Source organism: Amycolatopsis thermalba (genome assembly GCF_023376025.1).
Classification (GTDB): domain Bacteria; phylum Actinomycetota; class Actinomycetes; order Mycobacteriales; family Pseudonocardiaceae; genus Amycolatopsis_E; species Amycolatopsis_E thermalba.
This window is the reverse complement of the sequence record NZ_CP091196.1, coordinates 187,741-211,180: the sequence shown is the minus strand read 5'-3', so window position 1 is coordinate 211,180 and position 23,440 is coordinate 187,741. Positions and strand designations below refer to the sequence as shown.

At 71.4% G+C, this 23,440-nt stretch carries 27 protein-coding genes; 14 read left to right on the top strand and 13 right to left on the bottom strand.

What is annotated here, in order from left to right:
• The first annotated feature begins 303 nt into the window (after positions 1-303).
• Complete coding sequence (locus tag L1857_RS01050; protein WP_116114663.1) at positions 304-1,182, top strand: SDR family oxidoreductase; 879 nt, start codon at positions 304-306, stop codon at positions 1,180-1,182.
• Between the two features lie 10 nt (positions 1,183-1,192).
• Entirely contained in the window at positions 1,193-1,645 is a 453-nt protein-coding gene (locus tag L1857_RS01045; RefSeq protein WP_094006512.1) for a pyridoxamine 5'-phosphate oxidase family protein, read from the top strand.
• Here L1857_RS01045 and L1857_RS01040 read toward each other — a convergent pair.
• The gene (locus L1857_RS01040; protein ID WP_094006511.1) at positions 1,639-1,914 is read right to left on the bottom strand and encodes a YciI family protein; all 276 of its coding nucleotides are present in this window, start codon (positions 1,912-1,914) and stop codon (positions 1,639-1,641) included. The genes L1857_RS01045 and L1857_RS01040 overlap by 7 nt on opposite strands.
• A 119-nt stretch (positions 1,915-2,033) precedes the next feature.
• On the opposite strand from L1857_RS01040, the gene L1857_RS01035 reads away from it, so the two are divergent.
• Positions 2,034-2,606, top strand: a complete 573-nt coding sequence (locus L1857_RS01035; RefSeq protein WP_116114675.1) for a SigE family RNA polymerase sigma factor — start codon at positions 2,034-2,036, stop codon at positions 2,604-2,606.
• A 40-nt stretch (positions 2,607-2,646) separates the two neighbouring features.
• Positions 2,647-3,771, top strand: coding sequence for an N-acetylglucosamine-6-phosphate deacetylase (gene nagA, locus L1857_RS01030; RefSeq protein WP_116114673.1), 1,125 nt, complete (start codon positions 2,647-2,649; stop codon positions 3,769-3,771).
• Here the strand turns inward: nagA and L1857_RS01025 are convergent, their stop codons facing one another.
• Complete coding sequence (locus L1857_RS01025) at positions 3,772-4,476, bottom strand: SAVMC3_10250 family protein (RefSeq protein ID WP_116114661.1); 705 nt, start codon at positions 4,474-4,476, stop codon at positions 3,772-3,774.
• A gap of 324 nt (positions 4,477-4,800) precedes the next feature.
• Here L1857_RS01025 and L1857_RS01020 point away from each other — a divergent pair, with 324 nt between their 5' ends.
• Positions 4,801-5,100: a hypothetical protein gene (locus L1857_RS01020; RefSeq protein ID WP_094006529.1), complete on the top strand. Its 300-nt coding sequence runs from the start codon at positions 4,801-4,803 to the stop codon at positions 5,098-5,100.
• 43 nt (positions 5,101-5,143) lie between these two features.
• Positions 5,144-5,854: a DedA family protein gene (locus L1857_RS01015; RefSeq protein WP_094006509.1), complete on the top strand. Its 711-nt coding sequence runs from the start codon at positions 5,144-5,146 to the stop codon at positions 5,852-5,854.
• A gap of 54 nt (positions 5,855-5,908) precedes the next feature.
• Here the strand turns inward: L1857_RS01015 and L1857_RS01010 are convergent, their stop codons facing one another.
• A complete protein-coding gene (locus L1857_RS01010; protein WP_094006508.1) occupies positions 5,909-7,300 on the bottom strand; it encodes an FAD-binding oxidoreductase in 1,392 nt (463 codons plus the stop codon).
• Between the two features lie 214 nt (positions 7,301-7,514).
• Between L1857_RS01010 and L1857_RS01005 the strand changes: the two genes are divergently transcribed.
• From L1857_RS01005 to L1857_RS00990, 4 genes are all read left to right on the top strand, one after another.
• The gene (locus L1857_RS01005; protein ID WP_094006507.1) at positions 7,515-8,039 is read left to right on the top strand and encodes a MarR family winged helix-turn-helix transcriptional regulator; all 525 of its coding nucleotides are present in this window, start codon (positions 7,515-7,517) and stop codon (positions 8,037-8,039) included.
• Positions 8,036-10,666, top strand: coding sequence for an MFS transporter (locus L1857_RS01000; protein WP_116114658.1), 2,631 nt, complete (start codon positions 8,036-8,038; stop codon positions 10,664-10,666). The genes L1857_RS01005 and L1857_RS01000 overlap by 4 nt, the downstream gene beginning before the upstream one ends.
• The gene (locus tag L1857_RS00995) at positions 10,663-11,484 is read left to right on the top strand and encodes a YceI family protein (RefSeq protein WP_116114656.1); all 822 of its coding nucleotides are present in this window, start codon (positions 10,663-10,665) and stop codon (positions 11,482-11,484) included. The genes L1857_RS01000 and L1857_RS00995 overlap by 4 nt, the downstream gene beginning before the upstream one ends.
• Before the next feature lie 113 nt (positions 11,485-11,597).
• Entirely contained in the window at positions 11,598-12,278 is a 681-nt protein-coding gene (locus L1857_RS00990) for a DedA family protein (RefSeq protein ID WP_094006528.1), read from the top strand.
• On the opposite strand, the gene L1857_RS00985 is transcribed toward L1857_RS00990, so the two are convergent.
• Both L1857_RS00985 and L1857_RS00980 read right to left on the bottom strand, forming a co-directional pair.
• A complete protein-coding gene (locus tag L1857_RS00985; protein WP_094006504.1) occupies positions 12,275-12,622 on the bottom strand; it encodes a YdeI/OmpD-associated family protein in 348 nt (115 codons plus the stop codon). The genes L1857_RS00990 and L1857_RS00985 overlap by 4 nt on opposite strands.
• Positions 12,619-13,014, bottom strand: a complete 396-nt coding sequence (locus tag L1857_RS00980) for a VOC family protein (protein WP_094006503.1) — start codon at positions 13,012-13,014, stop codon at positions 12,619-12,621. The genes L1857_RS00985 and L1857_RS00980 overlap by 4 nt, the downstream gene beginning before the upstream one ends.
• 79 nt (positions 13,015-13,093) lie before the next feature.
• Here L1857_RS00980 and L1857_RS00975 point away from each other — a divergent pair, with 79 nt between their 5' ends.
• The 3 genes from L1857_RS00975 (at position 13,094) to L1857_RS00965 (ending at position 15,534) form a co-directional block, all read left to right on the top strand.
• The gene (locus L1857_RS00975; protein WP_249464277.1) at positions 13,094-14,029 is read left to right on the top strand and encodes a helix-turn-helix transcriptional regulator; all 936 of its coding nucleotides are present in this window, start codon (positions 13,094-13,096) and stop codon (positions 14,027-14,029) included.
• A 195-nt stretch (positions 14,030-14,224) separates the two neighbouring features.
• Complete coding sequence (locus tag L1857_RS00970; protein ID WP_116114652.1) at positions 14,225-14,473, top strand: hypothetical protein; 249 nt, start codon at positions 14,225-14,227, stop codon at positions 14,471-14,473.
• Between the two features lie 104 nt (positions 14,474-14,577).
• Positions 14,578-15,534: an IS481 family transposase gene (locus tag L1857_RS00965; protein WP_094009241.1), complete on the top strand. Its 957-nt coding sequence runs from the start codon at positions 14,578-14,580 to the stop codon at positions 15,532-15,534.
• Positions 15,535-15,547: 13 nt separating this feature from the next.
• Here the strand turns inward: L1857_RS00965 and L1857_RS00960 are convergent, their stop codons facing one another.
• The 7 genes from L1857_RS00960 to L1857_RS00930 all read right to left on the bottom strand — a co-directional run bounded on the left by L1857_RS00960 (position 15,548) and on the right by L1857_RS00930 (position 21,105).
• The gene (locus tag L1857_RS00960; protein WP_094006500.1) at positions 15,548-15,961 is read right to left on the bottom strand and encodes a VOC family protein; all 414 of its coding nucleotides are present in this window, start codon (positions 15,959-15,961) and stop codon (positions 15,548-15,550) included.
• A 118-nt stretch (positions 15,962-16,079) separates the two neighbouring features.
• Positions 16,080-16,826, bottom strand: coding sequence for an SDR family oxidoreductase (locus L1857_RS00955; RefSeq protein ID WP_116114734.1), 747 nt, complete (start codon positions 16,824-16,826; stop codon positions 16,080-16,082).
• Entirely contained in the window at positions 16,823-17,470 is a 648-nt protein-coding gene (locus L1857_RS00950) for a nucleoside/nucleotide kinase family protein (protein ID WP_116114732.1), read from the bottom strand. The genes L1857_RS00955 and L1857_RS00950 overlap by 4 nt, the downstream gene beginning before the upstream one ends.
• A complete protein-coding gene (locus tag L1857_RS00945; protein WP_249464274.1) occupies positions 17,467-18,321 on the bottom strand; it encodes a PfkB family carbohydrate kinase in 855 nt (284 codons plus the stop codon). The genes L1857_RS00950 and L1857_RS00945 overlap by 4 nt, the downstream gene beginning before the upstream one ends.
• Positions 18,318-19,124 (bottom strand): ATP-binding cassette domain-containing protein, encoded by an 807-nt coding sequence (locus tag L1857_RS00940; protein WP_094006496.1) that lies wholly within the window; start codon positions 19,122-19,124, stop codon positions 18,318-18,320. Before L1857_RS00940 ends, L1857_RS00945 begins: the two co-directional genes overlap by 4 nt.
• Positions 19,121-20,104 (bottom strand): ABC transporter permease, encoded by a 984-nt coding sequence (locus L1857_RS00935; protein WP_094006495.1) that lies wholly within the window; start codon positions 20,102-20,104, stop codon positions 19,121-19,123. Before L1857_RS00935 ends, L1857_RS00940 begins: the two co-directional genes overlap by 4 nt.
• Complete coding sequence (locus tag L1857_RS00930; RefSeq protein ID WP_162831249.1) at positions 20,101-21,105, bottom strand: substrate-binding domain-containing protein; 1,005 nt, start codon at positions 21,103-21,105, stop codon at positions 20,101-20,103. The genes L1857_RS00935 and L1857_RS00930 overlap by 4 nt, the downstream gene beginning before the upstream one ends.
• Before the next feature lie 118 nt (positions 21,106-21,223).
• Here L1857_RS00930 and L1857_RS00925 point away from each other — a divergent pair, with 118 nt between their 5' ends.
• The gene (locus tag L1857_RS00925; RefSeq protein ID WP_116114726.1) at positions 21,224-22,234 is read left to right on the top strand and encodes a LacI family DNA-binding transcriptional regulator; all 1,011 of its coding nucleotides are present in this window, start codon (positions 21,224-21,226) and stop codon (positions 22,232-22,234) included.
• A 196-nt stretch (positions 22,235-22,430) separates the two neighbouring features.
• Here the strand turns inward: L1857_RS00925 and L1857_RS00920 are convergent, their stop codons facing one another.
• Positions 22,431-23,420, bottom strand: coding sequence for a glycoside hydrolase family 76 protein (locus L1857_RS00920; RefSeq protein ID WP_249464271.1), 990 nt, complete (start codon positions 23,418-23,420; stop codon positions 22,431-22,433).
• Between the last annotated feature and the right edge of the window lie 20 nt (positions 23,421-23,440).

Here is a 23,440-nt window from a genome sequence, read left to right as displayed (position 1 = left end):
CCCTCTCGTGCGCCGACGAACGGGCCGCTCGCGCACCGATGAGATGCCCACTCGTGCGCCGACGAACGGCCCTCTCGTGCGCCAACGAGAGGGCCCCTCGCGCGCCACCGAGATGCCCACTCGCCCGCCGATGACACGCCCGCCGATGACACACCCACTCGCGCGGCCGACGACAAGTCCCCTCGCCCGTCGGCGACCAGCCCCCTCACCCACTGGCGACAGGCCCAGCCACCCACCACAACCCCGAAAATTCCACCTACTGCGTAGTAGCTTACTCCCGGTAGGTTGGTATATGGTCCGACCATGGCCAACGTAAAAGGCAAGGTCGTGCTCATCACCGGAGCTGCGCGCGGCATTGGCGCCGGGCTCGCCGAGCGGCTCGCGGCTCGTGGTGCCAAGGTTGCCCTCGTCGGGCTCGAGGCCGACGAGCAGCGCAAGGTCGCCGAACGCATCGGGGCCTCCGCGAAGGCCTGGGAAGCCGACGTGACCGACTGGGACGCCCTCGAAAAAGCCACCGCGGGCGTCGTCGAGCACTTCGGCGGTATCGACATCGTCATCGCCAACGCGGGGATCGCCACCACCGGCTTCGTCCGCTCCGTCGACCCCGCCGCGTTCGAAAAGGTCATCGAGGTCGACCTGCTCGGCGTGTGGCGCACCTTCCGCGTCACCCTGCCGCACGTCATCGAACGGCGCGGCTACCTGCTGGCGATCTCCTCCCTCGCCGCGATCACCCACGCCCCCGGCATGGCCAACTACGCCGCCGCGAAGGCCGGCGTCGAAGCCTTCTCCAACAGCCTCCGCGCCGAGGTCGCCCACCTGGGCGTCAAGGTCGGCGTCGCCCACCCGACCTGGATCCGCACGGACCTCGTCGAGAGCGCCGACGCGCACCCGGTCTTCGGCAAGCTCCGCGCCGGCATGCCCGGCCTGATCGGCAAGACCTACCCGCTCAACGTGGCCCTCGACCTGCTCGAGGCCGGCATCCTCAAGCGCGCCCGCGTCATCCACGTGCCGAAGTGGGTCGGCGTGCTCAAGGCCATCCGCGCGTTCCTGCCGCCGATCGTCGAACTCGGGGCGCGGACCCGGGTGCCCGCCGCCGACAACGCCGCGCTCGAGGACATCAAGGCACGCGGCGCGCGCGAGGCCGCCATCACCGGGCATGGTGGACGGGCCGCAACCCGCTGAGGAGGCCCGCATGTCCCGCCGCGACCTGATCCGGATGACCCCCGACGAGGTCCTCGCGTTCCTCGCCGAACAGAAGGTCATCAACGTGGCCACCATCAACCCCAACGGCCGCCCGCACCTCGCCCCGCTCTGGTACGTGCCCCGGAACGACGGCGTCGCGACCTGGACCTACCGCAAGTCGCAGAAGGTCGCCAACCTGCGGCGCCTGCCGCAGGCGACCGTGCTCGTCGAGACCGGCGACACCTACGACAAGCTGCGTGGCGTCCAGTTCGAGGCCGACGTGGAGATCGTCGAGGACACCCCCGCCGTCGCGGAGATCGGCGCGGCCATGGCGGAGCGCTACGGCGGCGGCTCACTGGCCGCCGACGTGGTCGCCGCGCAGGCCGCCAAGCGCGTCGGGCTGGTGTTCACGCCGACGAAGGTCGTCAGCTGGGACCACACCAAGCTCGGCGGCGTCTACTGAACCCAGGCGCCCAGCGTCGGCTTGAACTCCCGCACCGTGAAGCTCTCCAGTGCGCCCTCGACGACGTACGGATCGGCGTCGAGGATCGCCTGGAGGGCGTCGGCGTCCGCGGCCTGGATCAGGAACGCCCCGCCCGAGTCGTCGGCGAACGGCCCGGCCACCGCGACCGTGCCCTCGGCGGCGAGCTTGGCGAGGTACTCCCGGTGACGGGGCCGGACCTCCCCGTACTTCCCCTGGTCGTAGACCGTCTGCACCAGGAACCAGGCCATGCGCACCTCCGTTTGCGTACCTGCTCCGCACGCTACCGGGTGAAGTGAATCAACCGATACGCTGGTCCGCGCGTGTACAGCACGTGGACAACGGTCAGGCCGAGGACAGGCGGGAGTACATGCCGGACGGCAGCGCGGAGCGCAGCGTCGAACGCACGCTCGGGCATTTGCGCACCATGGACGGGGTCGCTCCCGTGTCGGCCCAGCCGGCCGGCCCGCTGACCCTGGAGGATCTGTACAAGATCCACCGGATGCGCCTGGTCCGGCTCGCGATCCTGCTGGTCGACGAACCGGCGACGGCCGAGGACGTCGTGCAGGAGGCGTTCACCGGGCTCTACCGGAACTGGGGCAAGCTGCGGGACGCCACGGCCGCGGTCGCCTACCTGCGCACCGCGGTGGTCAACGGCTCGCGCAGCGTGCTGCGCCGGCGCAAGACCGCGCGCGAGTACGTCCCGCCGCACGCGGTGAACGCCCGCTCCGCGGAGAGCCTGGCGATGCTCTCCAGCGAGCACCAGTCGGTGGTCAACGCGCTGTCGAAGCTGCCGCCGCGGCAACGCGAGGTGCTCGTCCTGCGCTACTACGGCGGCCTCTCCGAAGCGGAGATCTCCGAGGTCGCGGGCATCTCGAAGGGCACCGTGAAGTCCACGGCGAGCCGGGCTCTGGAGGCTCTCCAGAAGGCCATGAGTGCTTAAGTTGGTTTAGACCAATATGCTGGAGCCTGTGACGGGTTTCGTGCTGACGGGTGGCAGGCTCGCCCTCCCCGAGGGTGTCGTGGACGACGGGTGGCTCGCGGTGTCCGGCGGGGCGATCGCGGGCATCGGAACGGGGACGCCGCCACCGGGTGACCGGGTGGACGTCGCCGGTTGCTACGTGGTGCCCGGGTTCGTCGACGCGCACTGCCACGGCGGCGGGGGCGGGTCGTTCTCCAGCGGCGACGCGAAGGAGATCGTCACCGCGATCAAGGCCCACCGCAGGCACGGCACGACGACCATGCTGGCCAGCCTGGTGTCGGACCCGGTGCGCACGCTGGTGGACCAGATGGCCGTGCTGCGCGAGCTCGTCGACGACGGCGAGCTGGCCGGCATCCACCTGGAGGGCCCGTTCATCGCCTCCGCCCGCTGCGGCGCCCACGACCCCGCGGTGCTGCGCGAGCCCGACGCGGCGACCGTCGACGCCCTGCTGCGGGCCGGGCGCGGCGCCGTCCGCATGGTGACGCTGGCGCCGGAACTGAACGGCGGCGTCCGGGCGGTGCGGCAGCTGGCCGAGTCCGGGGTGATCGCCGCGATCGGGCACACCGACGGCACCGAGGAGCAGATCCGCCCGGCCATCGACGCCGGCGCCACCGTCGCGACGCACCTGTTCAACGGCATGCGCCCGCTGCACCACCGCGAACCCGGCCCGATCGGCGTCCTGCTCGACGACGAGCGCGTCACGATCGAGCTGATCTGCGACCTGGTCCACGTCCACCCCACGGTGCTGCGGATGGCGGCCCGGTACGCCGGCCGCGGCCGCACCACGCTCATCACGGACGCCATGTCGGCCACCGACGCCGCCGACGGCCGCTACCACCTGGGCCGGCTGGAGGTCGACGTCCGGGACGGGGTGGCGACGCTGGCCGACACCGGCTCGCTCGCCGGCAGCACGCTGACCATGGACGTGGCGTTCCGCAACCTGGTCAAGGGCGCCGGCCTGTCCATCCCCGACGCGGTGCGCGCGACCTCGGGACGCCCGGCCGAGCTCCTGGGCCTGGCCGACCGGCTCGGATCGCTGCGCACCGGGCTGGCCGCCGACCTGGTGGTGCTGGACGCCGACCTCCGGCCCCAGCGCGTGCTGCGGCAGGGCACCTGGATCGGGTGATCAGCCGCCGGGCGGCGCGACGTGCTCCACGTAGAGCGGCGTGGCGGCCAGGATGGTCTGCCGGAACGCGGGAATCACCGCGGTGACGCGCGCGTAGCCGGCCACCCAGGCCGCGGTGTGCTCCGGCTGGAGCCGGTTCGTCAGCCGATCCATGCCTCGGACGATGCCGGCCACCTGATCCGCCGGGTGGCCGTGGTCGTCGTTCCCGGTGGGCTGCGGATCCTCCCGGTTGAGGGCGCGCAGAGCCTGGCAGACGTGGAACCACGACCGCGACGGGCCGAGGGCTTGGCGCAGCGACCGCGCATCCGGGCCGGGCGGGGGCGCGCCGACCAGGTGGCCGACCGAACCGTGCAGGAGCAGGCGCAGGCGGCCGCCGGTGGGGTAGTCGTCGTCCGCGCGGTCGGTGTCGATGAACAGCACCGCGTCCTCCACCTGCCCGTAGCTCATCGGCGCCTCGAAGTGCACCCACTGCCCGGGCCGCACGTCGGGCTCGGCGAGCCACCTGGGCGCCCGGGACGACGCCTCCAGCGCGGCGACCGCCGCCGCCAGCCCGGGCTCGGCTTCGCGCGCCGCCTTGCCGACCTTGAAGCCGCCGACCGGCGTGTTCACCTCGGCCTCCACGTCCCGCAGGCCGCCGGCGCGCTTCGGCAGGCCGGGGGCGAGCTGCTGGAGCTTCGCCTGGGAAACGTAGATCAGCTCACGCACCCGGCCATCCTGCCCGACTGGACGCATGAAGTCGCCCGCTCCGACGCGGGCTGCCCGCTCGAACGCGGGACTCGCGGGCGGGAAGGTGGGACTCAGGGGCGGGAGCGGGGGACTCGCCCGCTCCGAGGCGGAACTTGCCCGCTCCGACGCGGGCTGCCCGCTCGAACGCGGAACTCGCGGGCGGGAGCGTGGGACTCGCGGGCGGGAAGGTGGGACTCGCGGGCGGTGTGGTTCGGCGCGCCGGCAGGCGCGGCGAGCCTGCCGGCCGGGACGGCCTTGTGTTCCGGCTTCAGCGGTCATCCGCGGTTGATTACGCTGTGCAGGGTGAGCGAGCCGAAGGATCCGGAACGGCTGTTGGCCGAGGCGCTGCAGGCGCAGGCCCGCAGCGCGCCGCACCCCGGCCCGCCCTCCGGTGGGTGGCCGCGGTTCGGCCTGCTGTCCGGCGCGGACGCCAGCTCGCTGGAACGCGAGCGCGCCGCCCTGGAGCAGCCGGCGAAGCCGTCGCGACCGCAGCCGCCCCGCCGGCACGCCGTGCGCGACCTGCCCGCCTACTGGGTCCTCGGCCTGGCCGCTCTCCTCGGTCTCGCGACCGGCGCGGTCATCGGTCTCATCACTCTCCTGTGAGCCCACATACTGCACACAGGGTCACCCTGTACCGTTTTGTGCTGTGATTCTCGCCGAGACCGCGACCACGCTCGCTCTCATGCCGAAGTGGTTCAACCCGGAGTACCTGCTGACCGAGTTCGGCGCATACGTGATCCTCGGGCTGTGCCTGATCATCTTCGCCGAGAGCAGCATCTTCCCGGTGCTCCCCGGTGACTCGCTGCTGTTCACCGCCGGCCTGTTCGTCGCGCAGGGCTCGATCCAGGCGCCGCTGTGGCTGGTGTGCACCCTGGTGACCGTCGCGGCGCTGGTGGGCAACGTGGTCGGCTACGCCATCGGCTGGAAGGCGGGGCCGGCGCTGTTCAAGCGCCCGGACTCGCGCTTCTTCAAGCAGGAGTACGTCGACAAGACGCACGCCTTCCTGGAGAAGCACGGCCCGAAGGCGGTCGTGCTGGCGCGGTTCGTGCCGTTCGTCCGGACGTTCATCACCTGGATCGCCGGCATCGGCCGCATGGACCCCAAGAAGTACTTCACCTACACGGTGATCGGCGGCATCCTGTGGGCCGCCGGCATCACCGCGCTGGGGCACCTGCTCGGCAACATCTCGTTCATCAAGAACAACATCGAGGCCATCTTCATCCTGATCGTGCTGGTCTCGGTGGTGCCGATCGTCATCGAGTGGGCGAAGGGCCGCCGCGAGAAGAAGCTGGCGGCCGCCGCGCGCGCCGAGTCCGACGCCGAGGTCACGCAGCGGATCCCGCGCATCGAGCGCTGACGCAGACACAAGAAGGCCGCCGCACCTGCCCGGGTGCGGCGGCCTTCGTGCGTCTCAGGCCATCGAGAACATCGAACCCGGGTTGAACAGGTTCTCCGGGTCCAGCGCCTGCTTGATCTGCCGGTGCACGCGCATGCCCACCGGCCCGATCTCGCGCTCCAGCCACTCCTTCTTGATCTTCCCGACGCCGTGCTCGCCGGTCACCGTGCCGCCCAGCGTCAACCCCACGTCGAGGATCTCGTCGAACGCGCGCCGCGCCCGGGCGAACTCGTCCGCGCTGTCCGGCTGGTAGACGATCGTCGGGTGCATGTTGCCGTCGCCGGCGTGCCCGACCACCGCGATGCGGAGCCCGACCTCCTCGCTGATCCGCTGGCACCCGGCGATCAGCTCGGCGATCCGCGTCCGCGGCACGGACACGTCGTCGGTCAGCCACACGCCGTACTGCTCCAGCGCGGTCAGCACGACCCGGCGCGCCTGCATCAGCATCCGGCCCTCTTCGAGGTCGTCCGTCGCGTAGGTCATCGTCGCGCCGCAGTCGTTGCAGATCTGCTCCAGCGCGGCGAGCTCGCGCCGCGCCACCTCGCCGCCGGAGTCGGACTGGCACAGCAGCAGCGCCTGGCAGTCGGAACCGGCGCCGAGGTCGGTCTTCAGGTACGTCTCGGCCGCCTTGATCGAGCTGGCGTCCATGATCTCCATCAGCGACGGCACCAGGCCCTCGCGCACGGTCCGCGCCACCGCGGTCCCGGCGGCCTCGGTGCTGTCGAACCCGGCGACCAGCGTGCCCGGCGCCTGCGGCAGCGGCTTCAGCGCCACGGTGGCCTGCGTGATCACCCCGAGCGTGCCCTCGCTCCCGACGAACAGCCGCGCCAGGTCGTAACCGGCCACGCCCTTCACGGTCCGGCGTCCGGTCTTCAGCAGCGACCCGTCGGCCAGCACGACCTCCAGGCCGAGCACCGAGTCGGTGGTCACGCCGTACTTCACGCAGCACAGCCCGCCCGCGTTGGTGGACAGGTTGCCGCCGATCGTGCACCAGTCGTAGCTGGACGGGTCCGGCGGGTAGAACAGCCCGTGCTTCTCGACCGCGTTGCGGAAGTCCAGGTTGACCACGCCGGGCTGCACGACGGCGAGCCGGTTGCCCGCGTCGATCTCGACGATCTGGTCCAGCTTGGTCATCACGAGCACGACACAGCCGTCGATGGCGTTCGCGGCGCCGGACAGCCCGCTGCCCGCACCGCGCGGCACGATCGGCACCTTCGCCTCGGCGCACGCGCGGACCACCGCCTGCACCCCTTCGACGTCCGAGGGCAGCACCACCGCCAACGGCCGGCCGGAGGGGGCCAGCGGCATCATGTCGCGGGAGTAGCTCCCGGTGACGTCCGCGTCGGTCAGAACAGCGTCCTTGCCCAGCTCGGCGCGCAGTTTCGTCAGCAAAGCGTCGGTGCTCATGCATCTATGGTAGTGCCGATCACGTCCGCTCTGCGGAAAAAATTTTCCGCAACGATCACCCCGGGCAAACCAGTTGTCTGTGGCAACTAAAGTGTTGTCGACCACAGACGGGTTATTTGAGTGGCGCAACCAACTATCCCGGGTGCATCCTTGACACGAGCAACTAGTTGCTTCGGTCAAATAAGACATCCCGTACGAAGAGAGTGATCCGGCCATGCCATCTCCCGTCGAGGAAGCGGCCTTCACGGACACCGAGCTCGACATCGCCGACGAGCTCGGCGTGCAGCTCGTCCGGTTCATGCGGCTGCTCACCAAGGCCAAGTCGCAGGTCGCGAAGCTCGGACCGGACGGGATCGAACGCGCCGCCTACGCGATCCTGTTCCAGCTCGTCCACGACGGGCCGCAGCGCACCAGCAAGCTCGCCGAGGCGCTGCACGCCGAGATCTCCACGATCAGCAGGCAGAGCAGCTCACTGGTGCAGCACGGCCTGGTCGAACGCCTCGCCGACCCCGAGGACGGACGGGCCTGCCTGCTCGCGCCGACCAGCGAGGGGCTGCGCGTGTTCGAGGAGAACCGCAGGCAACGCAACCGGTGGCTGGCCGAGGTGCTCGCCGAGTGGCCGGAGGAGGAGCGCCGCCTCCTGAACCGGCTCCTCGACCGGCTCAACACGGGGATCGAAGCTCACGCTCCACAACTCGCCGACCAGATCTCGGCGCGCAGCAAGGGGGAAAGCGCATGACACGCTCCACACGAGAACAACCGGTGCCCGCCGCGGGCGCCGTCGCGGACGAGGGTCCGCGCCTGACGCACAAACAGATCCTGACCATCCTCAGTGGACTCCTGCTGGGGATGTTCCTGGCGGCGCTGGACCAGAACATCGTCAGCGTCGCGATCGTCAAGATCGCCAACGACCTGCACGGCTTCGACGAGCAGGCGTGGGCGACCACGGCGTACCTGATCACCGCGACCATCGCGACACCGCTGTACGGCAAGCTGTCCGACATCTACGGGCGCAAGCCGTTCTACCTGACCGCGATCGCGTTGTTCGTGATCGGCTCGGCCGCCTGCACGTTCGCCACCTCGATGTACGAGCTGGCCGCGTTCCGCGCGTTCCAGGGCCTGGGCGCCGGTGGCCTGATGTCGCTGGCCATGACGATCATCGGGGACGTGGTGCCCGCCCGGGAACGGGTCAAGTACCAGGGCTACTTCATGATGGTCTTCGGCAGCGCGACCGTGCTCGGCCCGGTGCTGGGCGGCCTGTTCTCCGGTTTCGAGAGCCTGGCCACGATCGAGGGGTGGCGCTGGATCTTCCTGATCAACGTCCCGATCGGTGTCGTCGCGCTGGTGGTCGTCGCCAAGGTGCTGAACGTGCCGCACCAGCGGCAGGACCACCGCATCGACTGGTTCGGCGCGATCTCGCTGGCCATCGCCGTGGTGCCGCTGCTGCTGGTCGCCGAGCAGGGCCGCACCTGGGGCTGGGGCTCGACCACGTCGGTGATCTGCTACGCCGTCGCGGCGTTCGGCATCGTGCTGTTCCTCTTCGTCGAGTACGTGATGAAGGACGAGGCGCTGATCCCGCTGCGGCTGTTCCGCAACTCGACGTTCAGCGTCGCGATCGGCGGCGGCACGCTCGTCGGTCTCGGCATGTTCGGCGCGCTGAGCATGATCCCGCTGTACTTCCAGGTCGTGCGGGGCTACACGCCGACCGAGGCGGGTCTGCTGATGCTGCCGCTGGTGCTGGGCATCATGACCGGCTCGCAGATCTCCGGCCGGATCACCGCCAAGACCGGGCGCTACAAGATCCTGCCGGTGGTCGGCACGGTGCTGATCGCCGCCGGTGCGGTGCTGTACGCGCAGGTGCACTACGACAGCCCGCTGTGGCAGCCGCTGGTCGTCGCCCTGCTCATCGGCCTCGGCCTGGGCGGCTGCATGCAGACGCTGATCATCGCCGCGCAGAACGCCGGCCCGCGCCGCGACATGGGCGTGTCGACCGCCTCGGCGACGTTCTTCCGGCAGATGGGCGGCACCCTGGGGGTCGCGGTCTTCCTGACCATCCTGTTCAACCTGCTGCCGGGCAAGATCGCCGACGCCTTCGGCGGCAACCTGCCCGCGGGCTTCGACCAGAACCAGCTGAGCGCGCTGCAGGCGGACACCAGCGGCCTGCACAACCTGCCGGACGCGGTGAAGGTCCCGATCCTGACCGGGTTCACCAACTCGATGCACGGCGTCTTCTACGTCGCCGCCGGGGTCGCCCTGCTCGCCGCGATCGTGCTGGCGTTCATGCGGGAGATCCCGCTGGCCGGTGGCCCGGCGGTGCCCGCGCCGCCGGTCGAGGGCGGCGAGGCGCTGCTGCCGGACGAGACGGCGAAGGCGGAAGCGGAGACGGACACCTGGGCGGACGCGGACGCCGCGTTCGAGCAGGACCGCGAACCCGTACTGGTTGGTGGGAGGCATGCGTTGAGCGACAACGGACACGGCGAGTACCAGCTCGCCGCCCAGACCGCCCCGATCACGAACGCGGTCGCCAGCGCCGGGACGGACCACGCGCTGGGCACCGGCGGGCAGCCGATCACCGGCACCGTCCGGCGCCAGGACGGCACGTCGGTCGGCGGCGCCGCGCTGACCCTGATCGACCAGCGGGGCCGTCAGGTCGCGCGGGCGACCGGCGGCGGCGACGGCGGCTACCGCATCGGCGCGCCGGGCAACGGCACGTACGTGCTGATCGTGTCGGCGGCCGGGCACCAGCCGCAGGCGGCCAGCGTGGTCGTCACGGACGGTCCCGCGCGGCTGGACCTCACGCTCGTCGGATCGGGTGAGCTGAGCGGTGTGGTCCGGGTGGCGGGCAACGGGTCCCCGCTGGCCGGCGCCACCGTGACGCTGACCGACTCGCGGGGCGAGGTCACCGGGGCCGCGATCAGCGACGCCGAGGGCGGCTACGTGTTCCACGGCGTCAGCTCCGGCACCTACACGCTGGTCGCGAGCGCCGAGAAGATGCGCCCGGTCGCGTCGCTGATCACCGTGCCGGACAGCGGTGTGCTGCGGCAGGACATCGAGGTCGCGCCGGCCGTGCTGCTGGCAGGCACCGCCCGCACCGACGGCGGCCGCCCGGTGCCGGACGCGCGGATCACCGTCCTCGACGCCGAGGGCAACGTCGCCGCGGTCGCGCGGACCGACGAGAACGGCGAGTACGTCGTCAGCGACCTGCCCGACGGCGACTACACCGTGGTCGCCAGCGGGTACCCGCCGGCGACGAGCCAGGTGAACCTGCCGGGTGGCGGCGACGTGCAGCACGACGTCCGCCTGGGCTACGAGCAGGTGCTCGACCAGCTCGGCGACCCGGCGAGCAACGGGGTGGAGCAGTCATGAGCGGGTTGCGCGCACAGATCCGCACGGCCGAGGGCTGGGCGGTGGAGAACGCGGTGCTGACCGTGACGGACATGAGCGGCCAGCAGGTCGCCCGCGCGGTCGCCGACGCCACGGGAGCGGTGGTCACCCCACCGCTGCCCGCGGGCATCTACACGGCGGTCCTCACCGCCGCCGGGTACGCCCCGCTGGCGCGGACCGCGCAGATCGGCTCGGACGGGTCGGGCTCGCTCGGCGACCTCGTGGTGACCCCGATGGCCGGTGCCGTCGAGCTGCCGCCGGCCGGGCCGTGGACGATCGACCCGGTGCACTCCAGCGCCGTGGCGACGGCGCGGCACCTGGGCATCGCCAGCATCAAGGCGCGGTTCTCCGAAATCAGCGGCCGCATCGACGTCGGCCGCCCGGTCGAGCGGTCGCGGGTCGAGGCCGAGATCAAGGCCGCGAGCATCGACACCGGCATCAAGATGCGCGACGACCACCTGCGGTCGCCGGAGTTCCTGGACGTCGAGTCCTACCCGGTGATCGGGTTCGTCAGCACCGGGTTGCGGCAGCGCGGCGCGGACACCTGGACGCTGGCCGGGGAGCTGACGTTGCACGGCGAGCGCAAGGCGGTCGAGCTGGACCTGACCTACGGCGGCTACGGGCCCGACCCGTGGGGCGGCGTGCGGGTCGCGTTCCACGCCGAAACCCAGCTGCACCGCAACGATTTCGCGATCAATTACAACGCGATGGTGCGCGCCGGGGTCGCCGCGATCGGGTCGAACATCAAGATCGAACTCGACATCGAGGCTGTTCAGGGCGAGTCGCTGCCGCCGATGTGAGGGGGAAACGCGGTCGCGCATTCGGAGTCGATGTGCGACCGCGTTCCGTAACGATCACCTATTTTCCGCCGATCGGATGACTGGTGGTTGCGTACGGCACGTACGCTTTCCGGGTGACTTTCGACTTCGCCGCGTCCGAAGCCGTCGGCGTCGGCTGGTTGAACACAGCCGGCCCGCTGCTGGTCTGGGTCATCGTGCTCAGCTTCGTGTTCATCGAGTGCGCCCTCATCGTCGGGTTGTTCCTGCCCGGTGACTCGCTGCTGTTCGCGGCCGGGGTCGTGCTCGCCTCGCACGGGGCGCACGCGAGCGCCTGGCTGTTGTCGGCGGCCGCGCTGGTCGTCGCGGTGGTCGGCAACCAGGTCGGCTACTACATCGGCCAGCAGACCGGGGTCAGGTTCATCGCCCGGCGCGGGGGCAAGGTCCTGAACCGGGCGAACCTGGAACGGGCGCGCGAGTTCCTCGACCGCAAGGGCTTCTTCGCGATCGTCGCCGCCCGGTGGATCCCGTGGGTGCGCACGCTGGCGCCGCTGATCGCGGGTGCCGCGCGGATGGACCCGCGGCGGTTCATGTTCGCCACGGCCATCGGCGGCGTGTTCTGGGTGCCGACGCTGGTGCTGATCGGCTACTACGGAGCCGGCCTGCTGGACGCGATCCCGTGGGTCAAGACCGTGCTGGTCTGGCTGTCGATCGCGTTCTTCGTCGTCGGCACCGGGTACGGCTTCTACCGGTACCGGCAGGAGATGCGCCGCCCGGTCGACGAGGAGCCGGACAACGAGTACCCGGCGGCGGCCTAGTCCCAGGCGCCGCAGGCCCTGGCCAGGTCGATCTGCTCCTGGCCGCGCTCGGTCATCCGGCCCTGTTCGATCATCCGCGTCGCGCGTTCCCGGTTCACCCGGCTCCAGTTGCTGCGCGGCCGCCGCGGGGTGAACCGCAGCCGGAAGCTCGTCGCGTCGTGTTTGCGGGCGTGGCTGTCGATCCAGCCGAAGCACAGCGCCTGCTCGATCGCCTCGCCGTAGCCGACGCTGCGCACCGGGCTGTCCTTGTGCTGGATGACCAGCCAGATCTCCTGCTCGGTGCCGCTGTGCGCGGCCAGCCACTCCCGCCAGTCCGCCGCGGTGCGCGCGCTGACCGTGTTCATCGCAGCACGTCCAGGTAGTGCTGGTTGAACATCACGCCGAGCACGTTGCCGAACGGGTCGACCACGGACGCGGTGACGAACCCGGGACCGCGCTCGGTGGGCTTGTCGTGTTCGGTCGCGCCGAGGTCGAGGAGCCGCTGGAAGACGGCTTCGACGTCGTCGACGGCCCAGTAGGCGATCGCGCCGTTCGCGGCCGGCCGCTGCGGCGCGAACCGGCTGTCCAGCAGGCCGAGTTCGTGCTGGTAGTCGCCGATCCGGAACTCGAGGTAGGCGGGCGGGCCGTCGACCGGGCGGCGGAAGTAGGGCGCGACGCCGAGCAGCTCGGTGTACCAGCGCGCGGCGGCTTCGACGTCGTCGGCGAAGTAGGTGACGGTGGTGAGTCCTCGCAACATCTCGGGTCCTTTCTCCGGTGACAGGACCCATGCTCGCGCCTAAAGTGCTCACCAACTGAGCACTTTCCGGGGAGGATTCGTGCGAGCCGACCGGTTGATCTCCGCCGTGCTGCTGATGCAGTCCCGTGGCCGGGTGACGGCCGCGGAGCTGGCGGCCGAGCTGGAGGTGTCGGTCGCGACGGCGCGGCGGGATCTGGAGGCGTTGTCCACAGCCGGGATCCCGGTTTATCCACAACCCGGCCGCGGCGGTGGATGGTCGCTCGTCGGGGGAGCGCGGACCGACCTGAGCGGGCTGTCGGCGGCCGAGGCGCGCGCGTTGTTCCTGCTCGCCGGGCCGGTCGCGGAGTCGGAGGCGGCGAAGGCGGCGCTGCGCAAGCTGGTGCGCGCCCTCCCGGGACCGTTCCGGGCCGAGGCGGAAGCCGCCGCCGGCGCGACGATGATCGACCCGCCGCGCTGGGGCGAGCGCGACAAGGTCCGGCCGGAACTGGTGGACCGCCTGCAGGCCGCCGTGATCGCGCGGCGGAAGGTGCGGCTGACGTACTCGAACGCGAAGCGGGAGCGGTCGGAGCGGCTGGTCGACCCGTGGGGCCTGGTCGACAAGGACGAGGTCTGGTACCTGGTGGCCGGCACCGAGCGGGGCAGGCGGACGTTCCGGGTCGACCGGATCGTGCGCGCCGAGCCGACGGACGAGCCGGCCGCCCGCCCGGACGACTTCACGCTGGCCGCCGCGTGGGACGAGGTGGTCGGCGAGGTGGAGCGGCGGCGATCGCGCACCTGGGCGACGGTGCTCGTGGAATCGCGGTTCGTGCCGGTGTTGCGGGACCAGTTCGGGCGGCACTGCGAGGTGGTCGCCGAGGAGGCGGGCCGGAGCCGGGTCCGCCTGGCCGCGCCGACCCCGCTCGACGTGGCCCGTCACCTGGCGGGCTGGGGCGCGCTGATCGAGGCGCTGGAGCCCGAGCCGGTCCGCGCGGAACTGGCCCGGATCGGCGCAGAGCTGGCCGCTCGCTACGGGTAGTCGCGTGCTGGATCCTGCCCGCCGGAGTGAGCGGCAAGTCGCCGCGCGGGCGAAATCGGTCCGGGGCAGGCGTCACCCCGCGGACCTGCGCCGGCAAGATCGCCGGCTACCCGGTGCCGAAGGAGATCGTCGTGCGAGGCCGTGATGGCCGGGGTGTCGTGACCGGCCGGGGACGGCGCGGACTGGGCCGATGAGGTGGCGGCGATCGCGGAGGGGCTCTGGCGGGCGGTGCGCGCCTGCCCGAACGCCATCCCGCTGGTGCTCACGCGGCGCGGCGTCGGCCTGCCCACGCTCGCGCCGGCCGTAGCGCCGCTGCGGGCGCTCGCCCGCGGCGGCCGGTCCGGGCGGGACCTGCTGGTCGCCTTCCGCGTCGTGTCCAGGTTCGCCCAGGCGGAACTGGCGGGCCCGCTGTCCGCGGTGCGCGGCGCGGGGCTGGCGGCCTAGGTGTATCCGGTCAGGACGTTGGTAGCGGCGTGTCTGGCTGAGTAAAGGAGAACCTCCGGTTGGGATGTGGCTTGTCTAAGGCCCACTCCGATCCGGAGGTTTTCGTGTTCCACGGTAGTGCCCGGCTGACGGTTCACGGTCGGCGACTGATCGTTCAACGCCACCAGGCCGGCTGGAAACAGGCCCACATCGCCGAAGCGATGGGCGTGTCCCGCAAGTGTGTGAAGACCTGGATCGACCGCTACGCCGCCGAAGGCGAGTCTGGCCTGGTCACCCGCTCCTCACGCCCACACACGAGCCCCAACCGCACGCCCGACGAGGTCGAGCAGCGGGTGTTAGACCTACGTCACCGCGAACGCCGCGGACAGGACTGGATCGGCCTCGAGCTCGGACTCCCGCCCCGCACCGTGTCGCGGATCCTGCGCCGCCACGAGGTGCCCTACCTGGCCGAGTGCGACCCGATCACCGGCGACGTCATTCGCGCCTCCCGCGCAACCGGCGTCCGTTACGAACGCGAACGACCGGGCGAGCTGGTCCACATGGACGTCAAGAAGCTCGGCAAGATCCCCGACGGCGGTGGCTGGCGTGTCCACGGCCGCAGTGAACAGGTCCGTGCTCGCGGCATCGGCTACGACTACGTCCACTCACTCGTCGACGACCACTCCCGCCTGGCCTACTCCGAGATCCTGCCCGACGAGAAGGGCTCGACCTGCGCGGCGTTCCTACTGCGTGCCGCCGCCTACTTCGCCGATCACGGGATCTCCCGTATCGAGCGCGTGATCACCGACAACCACCTCAGCTACCGACGATCACGCGACATGGCCGCCGCGGTCGCAGCACTCGGCGCAACACACAAGTTCATCCGGCCCCACTGCCCCTGGCAGAACGGGAAAGTCGAGCGCCTCAACCGCACCCTCCAGGCCGAGTGGGCCTACCGGCACGCCTTCACCAGCAACGAGGCACGAGCAGCAGCACTTGCAGCCTGGATCGAGCACTACAACACTGAACGCCGCCACAGCGCACTCGGAGGACGACCGCCCATCAGCCGGCTACCAACCTAACGGCCGGATACACCTAGGACTCGATGTCGGCCCAGACCTCCAGCTGGATGCCGTCCGGGTCGCGGAACACGATCACCGCCGAGCCGGGGAGTGTGCGCGACCGCTTGGCGGGGCTGTACTCCACCCCGTAGTCCGCCAGCCGCTGCTCCCACTGCTTGAGCTCACCGAACGTGGGCACGGTGAACGCGACGTGGTCCAGCCCGGTGCGCCGCTCGTCGAACGGGCCGCGCTCGGTGTCCGGGTGCTGCAGCAGCACCACCGAGAACGCGTCGCCCGGGGCCTGGAGCAGGACCTTCCGCAGGCCGGTCTCCGGATCCTCGCGCCGTCCGGTCTCCCGCAGGTCGAGCACCCGCTCGTACCAGGGCACACTCCGGTCGACGTCGGTCACCGTGAGGGCCAAGTGGTGCACTCCGGTCAGCTTCGACATGCAGTCCTTTCTCACCCGATCGTGCCCCCTCAGGAATGACAACGTCCCGTTCGGGTTCCCGGTTTCCACGGGTGTACCTGTGGATAACTCGAAGATTCATCCACAGGCTGTGGGCAAGTCAGCGACCGCCGCCGACCGGCAGGACCGCACCCACCGCGTAGGACGCCGCGGGCGAAAGCATCCACAGGACCGCCTCGGCGATCTCCGCCGGCTGACCGGGGCGCGCGAGCGGGATCGTCGGCGCGATCCGGTTCACCCGATCCGGCAACCCGGCCGCCGCGTGCAGGCCGGTGTCCACCAGGCCGGGTGCCACCGCGTTCACCCGCACCCCCTCGCCGGCGACCTCCTGCGCCAGTCCCCAGGTCAGGGTCTCGACCGCCGCCTTCGTCGCCGCGTAGTGCGTCCACTCGCCGGGCGAGCCGGTGCGCGCGGCCGTGGACGAAATGTTCACCACCGCACCACCGGCCCCGCCGTAGCGGGTGGACATCCGCCGCACCGCCTCCCGGCAGCACAGGAACACCCCGGTCACGTTCACGTCCAGCACCCGGCGCACGGTCGCCACGTCCTGCTCGTCGAGGCGCCCGGGCGTGTTGCCGGTGATCGCCGCGTTGTTGACCACCGCGGTGACCGGCCCCAGCCCGGCCGCCGCGTCGAACAACGCGATCACGTCGTCCTCGGCAGCCACGTCGCCCCGCACGGCCAGCGCCTTCCGGCCCGACTCGCGCACGCGCGACACGACCTCCTCGGCGGCCGCCGAGTCGCTGGCGTAGTTGACCACCACGTCGTACCCGCGCGCGGCGCCCAGTTCAGCGACCGCCGCGCCGATACCCCGGCTGCCCCCGGTGACGACGAGGACGCCGCTCATATCACGAAGTTCTGCAGCGGCAGGTTCTCCAGCACCAGGTCGGCCCGGCTCGCCGTGGTCTCGATCAGATCCGCGTTGCGCTGGTCGCTGCCCAGCGCGCGGCTCCGCGCCTCCACCAGCGTGCGGCCGTACCGCCGGTGCCGGGTGACCAGCCGCTCGATCCGCTCCTTCTCGTCGGGCCGCAGGTACCACACCTCGTCGACCAGGCCGCGCACGTCGCTCCACGGCTCGTCGTCGACCAGCAGGTAGTTGCCCTCGGTGATGACCAGCGGCACGTCCGGCGGCACGCACACCGCACCGGCGATCGGCTCCTCGATCTCGCGCCGGAACAGCGGCGCGTACACCGTCTCCTTGGTCTCCTTGATGCGGCGCAGCAGGCTCACGTACCCGAAGGCGTCGAACGTGTCCGGCGCGCCCTTGCGCTCGGTGCGGCCCAGCCGCTGCAGCTCGACCTGCGCCAGGTGGAAGCCGTCCATCCCGACCACGACCGCGCGGTTGCCGAGCGCGTCGGCCAGCCCGCGGGCCAGGGTGGTCTTGCCCGCCGCGGGCGCGCCCACGATCCCCAGGATGGACCGCCGCCCCCGCGCCACCAGGCCCTCCGCCCTGGTCAGCAGCTCGTCGAACGTCGGACTCGTCGCCGTCATCGCACTCCCAACTTCGCTACCTCCGAAACCCACGCCCGGGGCCCCGCGTGCCGCACCTTTTCCGCGGCCACCTCGTTGGCGAACCGGATCAGCTCCGGCAGCCGCAACCTCCCGACGCCGTACACCAGCGCCCCGTACACCAGCGCACCGTGCCAGACGTCCCCCGCGCCCAGTGTGTCCACCGCGCGCACCGCGGGCACCTCGATCTCACCAGCTTCGCCGCCCGATTCCCAGCGCACCGGCCGGGGTCCGTTCGTCACGATCACCGTCGGCACCCCGCGTTCCCGCAGGTCCGGCCCGGGCGCGCGGAAGTGCGCCGAGCAGGCCGCGATGTCGACCAGCGGCAGCAGCTCGTCCATGACCGGTTTCCAGCTGCCCGCGTCCAGCACGACCGGGATGCCGCGCGACCGGGCCCAGCGCGCGACGCCCACCGCCAGCCGCGGCAGGTGCCCGTCGACCAGCACCGCTCGGACGCCGTCCGGTATTTCGGACGGCATCGCGCCGGGGTCCGTCCCGGCGTTGCGGGAGACGACGGTCCGTTCGCCGTCCCGGTCGCGGACCGCGACGGCGCTCACCGCAGGTGGTTCGTCCTGCTCGGGGGCGGTGTCGACGACCCGCACGCCGTGCGCGGCCAGGTCGGCGCGGGCCAGTCCGGCCAGCGGGTGCCTGCCCAGTGCCGTCACCAGGACGGCCTCCGCGCCGAGGGCCGCGACCGTCACGGCGGCGTTCGTCGCCGGTCCGCCCGCGGCCACCGCGACGCTCGACGACTGCACCTTCTCGCCGGGCGACGGCAGCTCCGCCACCCGCTGCACGAGATCGACCGTGCACAGCCCCGCGAGCAGGACGGTCACGCCGACAACCCCGTCCGGACCGCCGACTCGACTTCCTCCACCCGGCCGTCCGCCCCGACCCGCAGCGCGCCCGTGATCAGCCCGACCACCTGGTTCATGCTGGTCGTCTTCGGCGACACCACCCCGACCCGCTTGCCCAGCCGGTGCACGTGGATGCGGTCCGCGATCTCGAACACGTGCGGCATGTTGTGGCTGATCAGCACGACCGGCAGGCCGCGCTGCCGGATCCGGTCGATCAGCTGGAGCACCTTCGACGACTCGGCCACGCCGAGCGCGGCCGTCGGCTCGTCCATGATCACGGCCTTGGTGCCGAACGCCGCCGCCCGCGCCACCGCCACGCCCTGCCGCTGACCACCGGAGAGCGTCTCGACCGGCTGCGTGATCGACTTGATCTTGATGTCCAGCTCGTCGAGCACCCGCTGGGCCTCGGCGCGCATCTTCGCCGTGTCCAGCTTGCGGACCAGCCCGAGCACGCCGCCGCGGCGGATCTCCCGGCCCAGGAACATGTTGGTCGCGATGTCCTGCGCCGGCGCGAGCGCGAGGTCCTGGTAGACGGTCTCGATGCCGCAGCGGCGGGCGTCCAGCGGCGTGCGGAAGTGCACCGGCTCACCGTCCACGAAGATCTCGCCCGCGTCCGGCACCAGCGCCCCGGACAACGCCTTGATCAGGCTCGACTTGCCGGCGCCGTTGTCGCCGACCACGGCGAGCACCTCGCCCGGTTCGAGGTCGAAGTCCGCGCCGTCGATGGCGGTCACGCGGCCGTACCGCTTGACCAGGCCACGCGCTGACAGGGTCGGGGTCATTTCTGCCTCCTGGCCAGCCGGTCCACGGCCACCGCGGCGATCACCAGCGCACCGGTGGCGACGTCCTGGTAGAGCGAGTCGACGCCGAGCTGGGTCAGCCCGGAGCGCAGCACCGTCACGATCAACGCACCCATCATCGTCCCGAACACCGATCCGCGACCGCCGAACAGGCTGGTGCCGCCGAGCACGACCGCGGTGATCGAGTCGAGGTTGCCGAGCTGGTAGGCGTTCGGGTCGGCGTTGGGCACCCGGCCCAGCGCCTGCCACGCGGCGATGCCGAAGATCAGCCCGGCGACCAGGTACACCGACACGATCGTCCGGTTGACCTTGATGCCGCTCAGCCGCGCGGCTTCCGGCGCGTTGCCGACCGCGTAGACGTGCTTGCCCCACGCGGTCCTGGTCAGCGCGTACCAGAGCACGAGGTACATCACCAGCGCGAGCGTCATGCCGTAGGTGACCGGGATGCCACCGAACAGGTAGCGCCGGGTGCCCAGCCACGCGAGCAGCGAGTCCGGCGCGATCGGCACCGCCTGGCCGTCGGCGACCAGCTTGGCCGCCGCGGTGAGCATGGTGAACAGGCCCAAGGTGACGATGAACGGCGGCAGCTTGACCCGCGTCACCAGCGAGCCGGTGACCAGTCCGAGCACCGTGGCGACCAGCACGCCGAGGATGAGCGCGAAGATCCCGGGCACCCCGCCGACCAGTAGTTTCGCCATCAGCAGGGTCGCCAGGACCATCGCCGCCGCGTTCGACAGGTCGATGCCGGCGGTGAGGATGATCAGCGTCTGGCCGAGCGCGAGCGTGCCGACCACGAGCGACTGCTCGACCACCAGCGACAGGTTGTCCAGTTCCAGGAACGTGCTGGTGGACACCGAGAACACCACGACCGCGACGACCAGCGCGAGCGCGGGACCGATCGCCGGGGCGCGCAGGAAGAACTCGCCGAGCGATTCGCGCCTGTCCACAGTGGATGCCGTCATTTCGTCCCCCAGCAGTTCTGCAGGCCCCACGTGGTGTCCTGACTGGGCACACCGGGCATCGGGCGGTCGGTGATCACGACCGAGCCGGTGTCGATGAACCCGCTCGGCTTCTGCCCGGTCCGCGCGTACCGCACGGCGGCGGTGACGCCCTCCTCGGCCATCTTGCGCGGGAACTGCATGACCGTCGCCGCGTACAGGCCGTCGCGCACGTTCTGCACGCCCTGGCAGCCGCCGTCGATCGACCCCATCAGGATCCGCAGGCCGCGGGCCTGCAGCGCGGCGTACGCACCGCGCGCGGTCGGCTCGTTCATCGTGTAGACGGCGTTGATGTCCGTGGTGCGCTGGAGCAGGTTCTCCATCTTCTGCTGGGCGATGGACTGGTCGCCGTTGGCGTTGTCCCGTCCCACGATCGCCGGATCACCGTCCTTGAGACCGATGCCCTCGAGGAACCCGTTGTGCCGGTAGGTGTCCACGGTGCTGCCCGCGGTGCCGTCGATCATGATCACCTTCGGCGCGGCGGGGCCGAGCGCGGCCTTGACGTAGGCGCCCTGCTGGCGGCCGGCCGCGACGTTGTCCGTCGCGTAGGTGGCGTCGACCGCGCTGGCCGGCTCGGTCGCGGTGTCCAGCGCGATCACCATGACGCCGGCCTGACGCGCCCGCTCGATCGCGGCGAGCACGCCGGTCGAGGAGTTCGGGGTGATCAGGATGGTGGTGACGCCCTGCTGGACCATGTTCTCGATGGCCCGGACCTGGCCGTCGTTGTCGCCGTCGAACTGGCCGGCCAGCGCCATGAACTCGGCGCCTTGGGCCCGCGCGGCGGCGCTTGCGGCGTTGCGCAGCTCCACGAAGTACGGGTTCGTTTCGGTCTTCGTCACCAGGCCGACCTTGGCTTGCCCGCTGCCAGCCGGGGCGGAACTGCCACCCCAGTGGCGTTCGACGGTGCACCCGCTGACGGCCAGCAAGCCGGCCGTGACGAGGCACAGGAGACTCCGGTGTCTCACGCTGCCCTCCCCATCGAGGCTGATCGTTTGCCGACGGGGACGGTAGGAGGGCATACACTACTCCGGCAAGCGTTTGCGCAAACGCTTGCGGATCGCCCGTGCTCGTTGGAGAACTCTGATGCCGTCCAGGCCCACCCAGAAGGACGTCGCCGACCTGGCCGGCGTCTCGATCACCACCGTCTCACACGTGGTGAACGGGACGCGTGCGGTGGCCCCGGAGACCAAGGCCGCGGTGCTGCGCGCCATCGAGGAGACCGGGTACACCGGCGACGCGATCGCCCGCTCGCTGGTCACCGGCGGCACCCGGCAGATCGGGGTCGCGATCTCGCTGCTGGCCAACCCGTACTTCGCGGTCCTGATGCAGGCGATCGAGCGGGAGGCCGCCGCGGCCGGGTACACGGTGCTGCTCGCCGACACCCACGACACCGTGAAGACCGAGCAGGAGACGGTCCGGACGCTGCGGTCCCGGCGGGTCGAGGGCATGCTGCTGACCCCGGCCGCCGGGGACGGCCGCGTGATCAGCGAGCTGGTGTCGCTCGGGCTGCCGACCGTGCTGATCGACCGGCTGACCATGCGGACCGACGTCGACCAGGTGGGCTCGGAGAACATCCAGTCGACCTCGGCGCTGACCGAGCACCTGGCCTCGCTCGGGCACCGGCGGATCGGGTTCGTCGGCGGGATGCCCGGGCTGGCCACGTCGGAGGAGCGGACGCTGGGGTACCGGCTCGGGCTCGGGCGCGGCGGGTTGTCGTGGAACCCGGAGCTGGTGGTGTCCGGGCACTCCTCGCGCGAGGGCGGCGCGGCGGCGACGGCGAAGCTGCTGTCCCTGCCGGACCGGCCGACGGCGCTGGTGGTGGCGAACGACTCGATGATGGTCGGCGTGCTGCACGAGGTCCGCCGCCGCGGGTTGCGGGTCGGGGCGGACCTGGCGCTGGCCGGCTTCGACGACGTCGAGTGGTCGGACCTGGTGGAGCCACCGCTGACCACGATGGCCCAGCCGATCGAGGAGATCGGCCGCCGCGCGGTGCGGTTGCTGCTGGCGCGGATCAAGGACCCGGACCGCCCACACGAGACGATCCGGCTACCGCCGCGCCTGATGCACCGCGCCTCCTGCGGCTGCGCCCCGTAACGCGGCGCCGACCTCACACACGGGAACGCAGAACTCACGCACCGGAGCGTGGGACTCGCGCGCCGGAGCGTGGGACTCGCGCGGTTGGCGAGTTCTGCGTTCGGGGGCGCGAGTCCCACGTTCCTGCCTGCGAGTCCCACGTTCCTGCCTGCGAGTCCCACGTTCGGTCGCGCGAGTTCTGCGTTCGGTGCCGTTGCTAGAGCGTGGCTGCGGCCTCCAGGAGCATCCACGCGCCCAGCTGCACCGAGAGGTCGCGTGACGGATGGCGTTGCGGCAGCGGCGGGGTCGGGGCCGGCTCGCTCCACTCCGGACTGAACAGCGGGCCGCCGTAGGCGTCGGCGGCTCCGGTCCACGCGGCTTCCGCGGAGGCCAGCACCAGGTCGCGCGCGGCATCCGTCTCCGGGCCCGGCGGCATCCGGTGCACGGCGAGCGCCAGGTACCGCGCCAGGATTCCCGCGAAGAGGCCGCCGTCGCCGCCGCCCTGGCCGCGCAGCACCCCGCCCGGCGCGCAGTTCGCGGCCACCGCCCGGATCGTCCGCGCCGCACGGTCCACTTCGGACATCTCCAGGCAGGCGCCGAGGAAAACCCCCTGGCAGTACGTGTAGATCTCCTGGACCAGGTCGGCACTGTCCACCCGCAACCCGTCCCACACCAGGCCGGAATCGGGGTCGACGAGCGTCTTCTCCATCCAGTCCAGCAGTTCGCGGGCCCGTGCCACGTCACCGGCCCTGGCGAACAGGATCGCCGCCGGGCCGTTCGACGGCGCGTTCTTGAACCGGTCGCCGCGCCGCCACCAGATGCCGCCGCCGCCCTCCGTGGTCCACCCGGACCGCAGCTCGCCGAGGAAGAAGCTCACGTCCCGGCCGGTGCGCTGCAACGCGAGCCCCAGCCAGGCCAGGTCGTCGTAGTAGTCGTTGCGCCAGCTGCCCCGGTTCCGCAACCGCATCGACGACACGAACCGGTCGATCGCCGCCTCGCGCGCCGGCGTCGGGTCACGCAGCTGCGCGTCGGTCAGGCAGTCCAGGAAGTGCGCCTGCCACCAGTAGTTCCAGTGCCGGTGCAGCCGCTGGTCGAGGGTCGCCGGCCAGCCGCTCCGGGCGAGCAACGTGCCCGGCAGGCCCCAGACCCGGCGCAGGTGCCGGGTGACGATCGCCCGTTCCGCGGCGGCGGCCCAGTCGCTGTGCATGAACCCATCATGGATTGGCC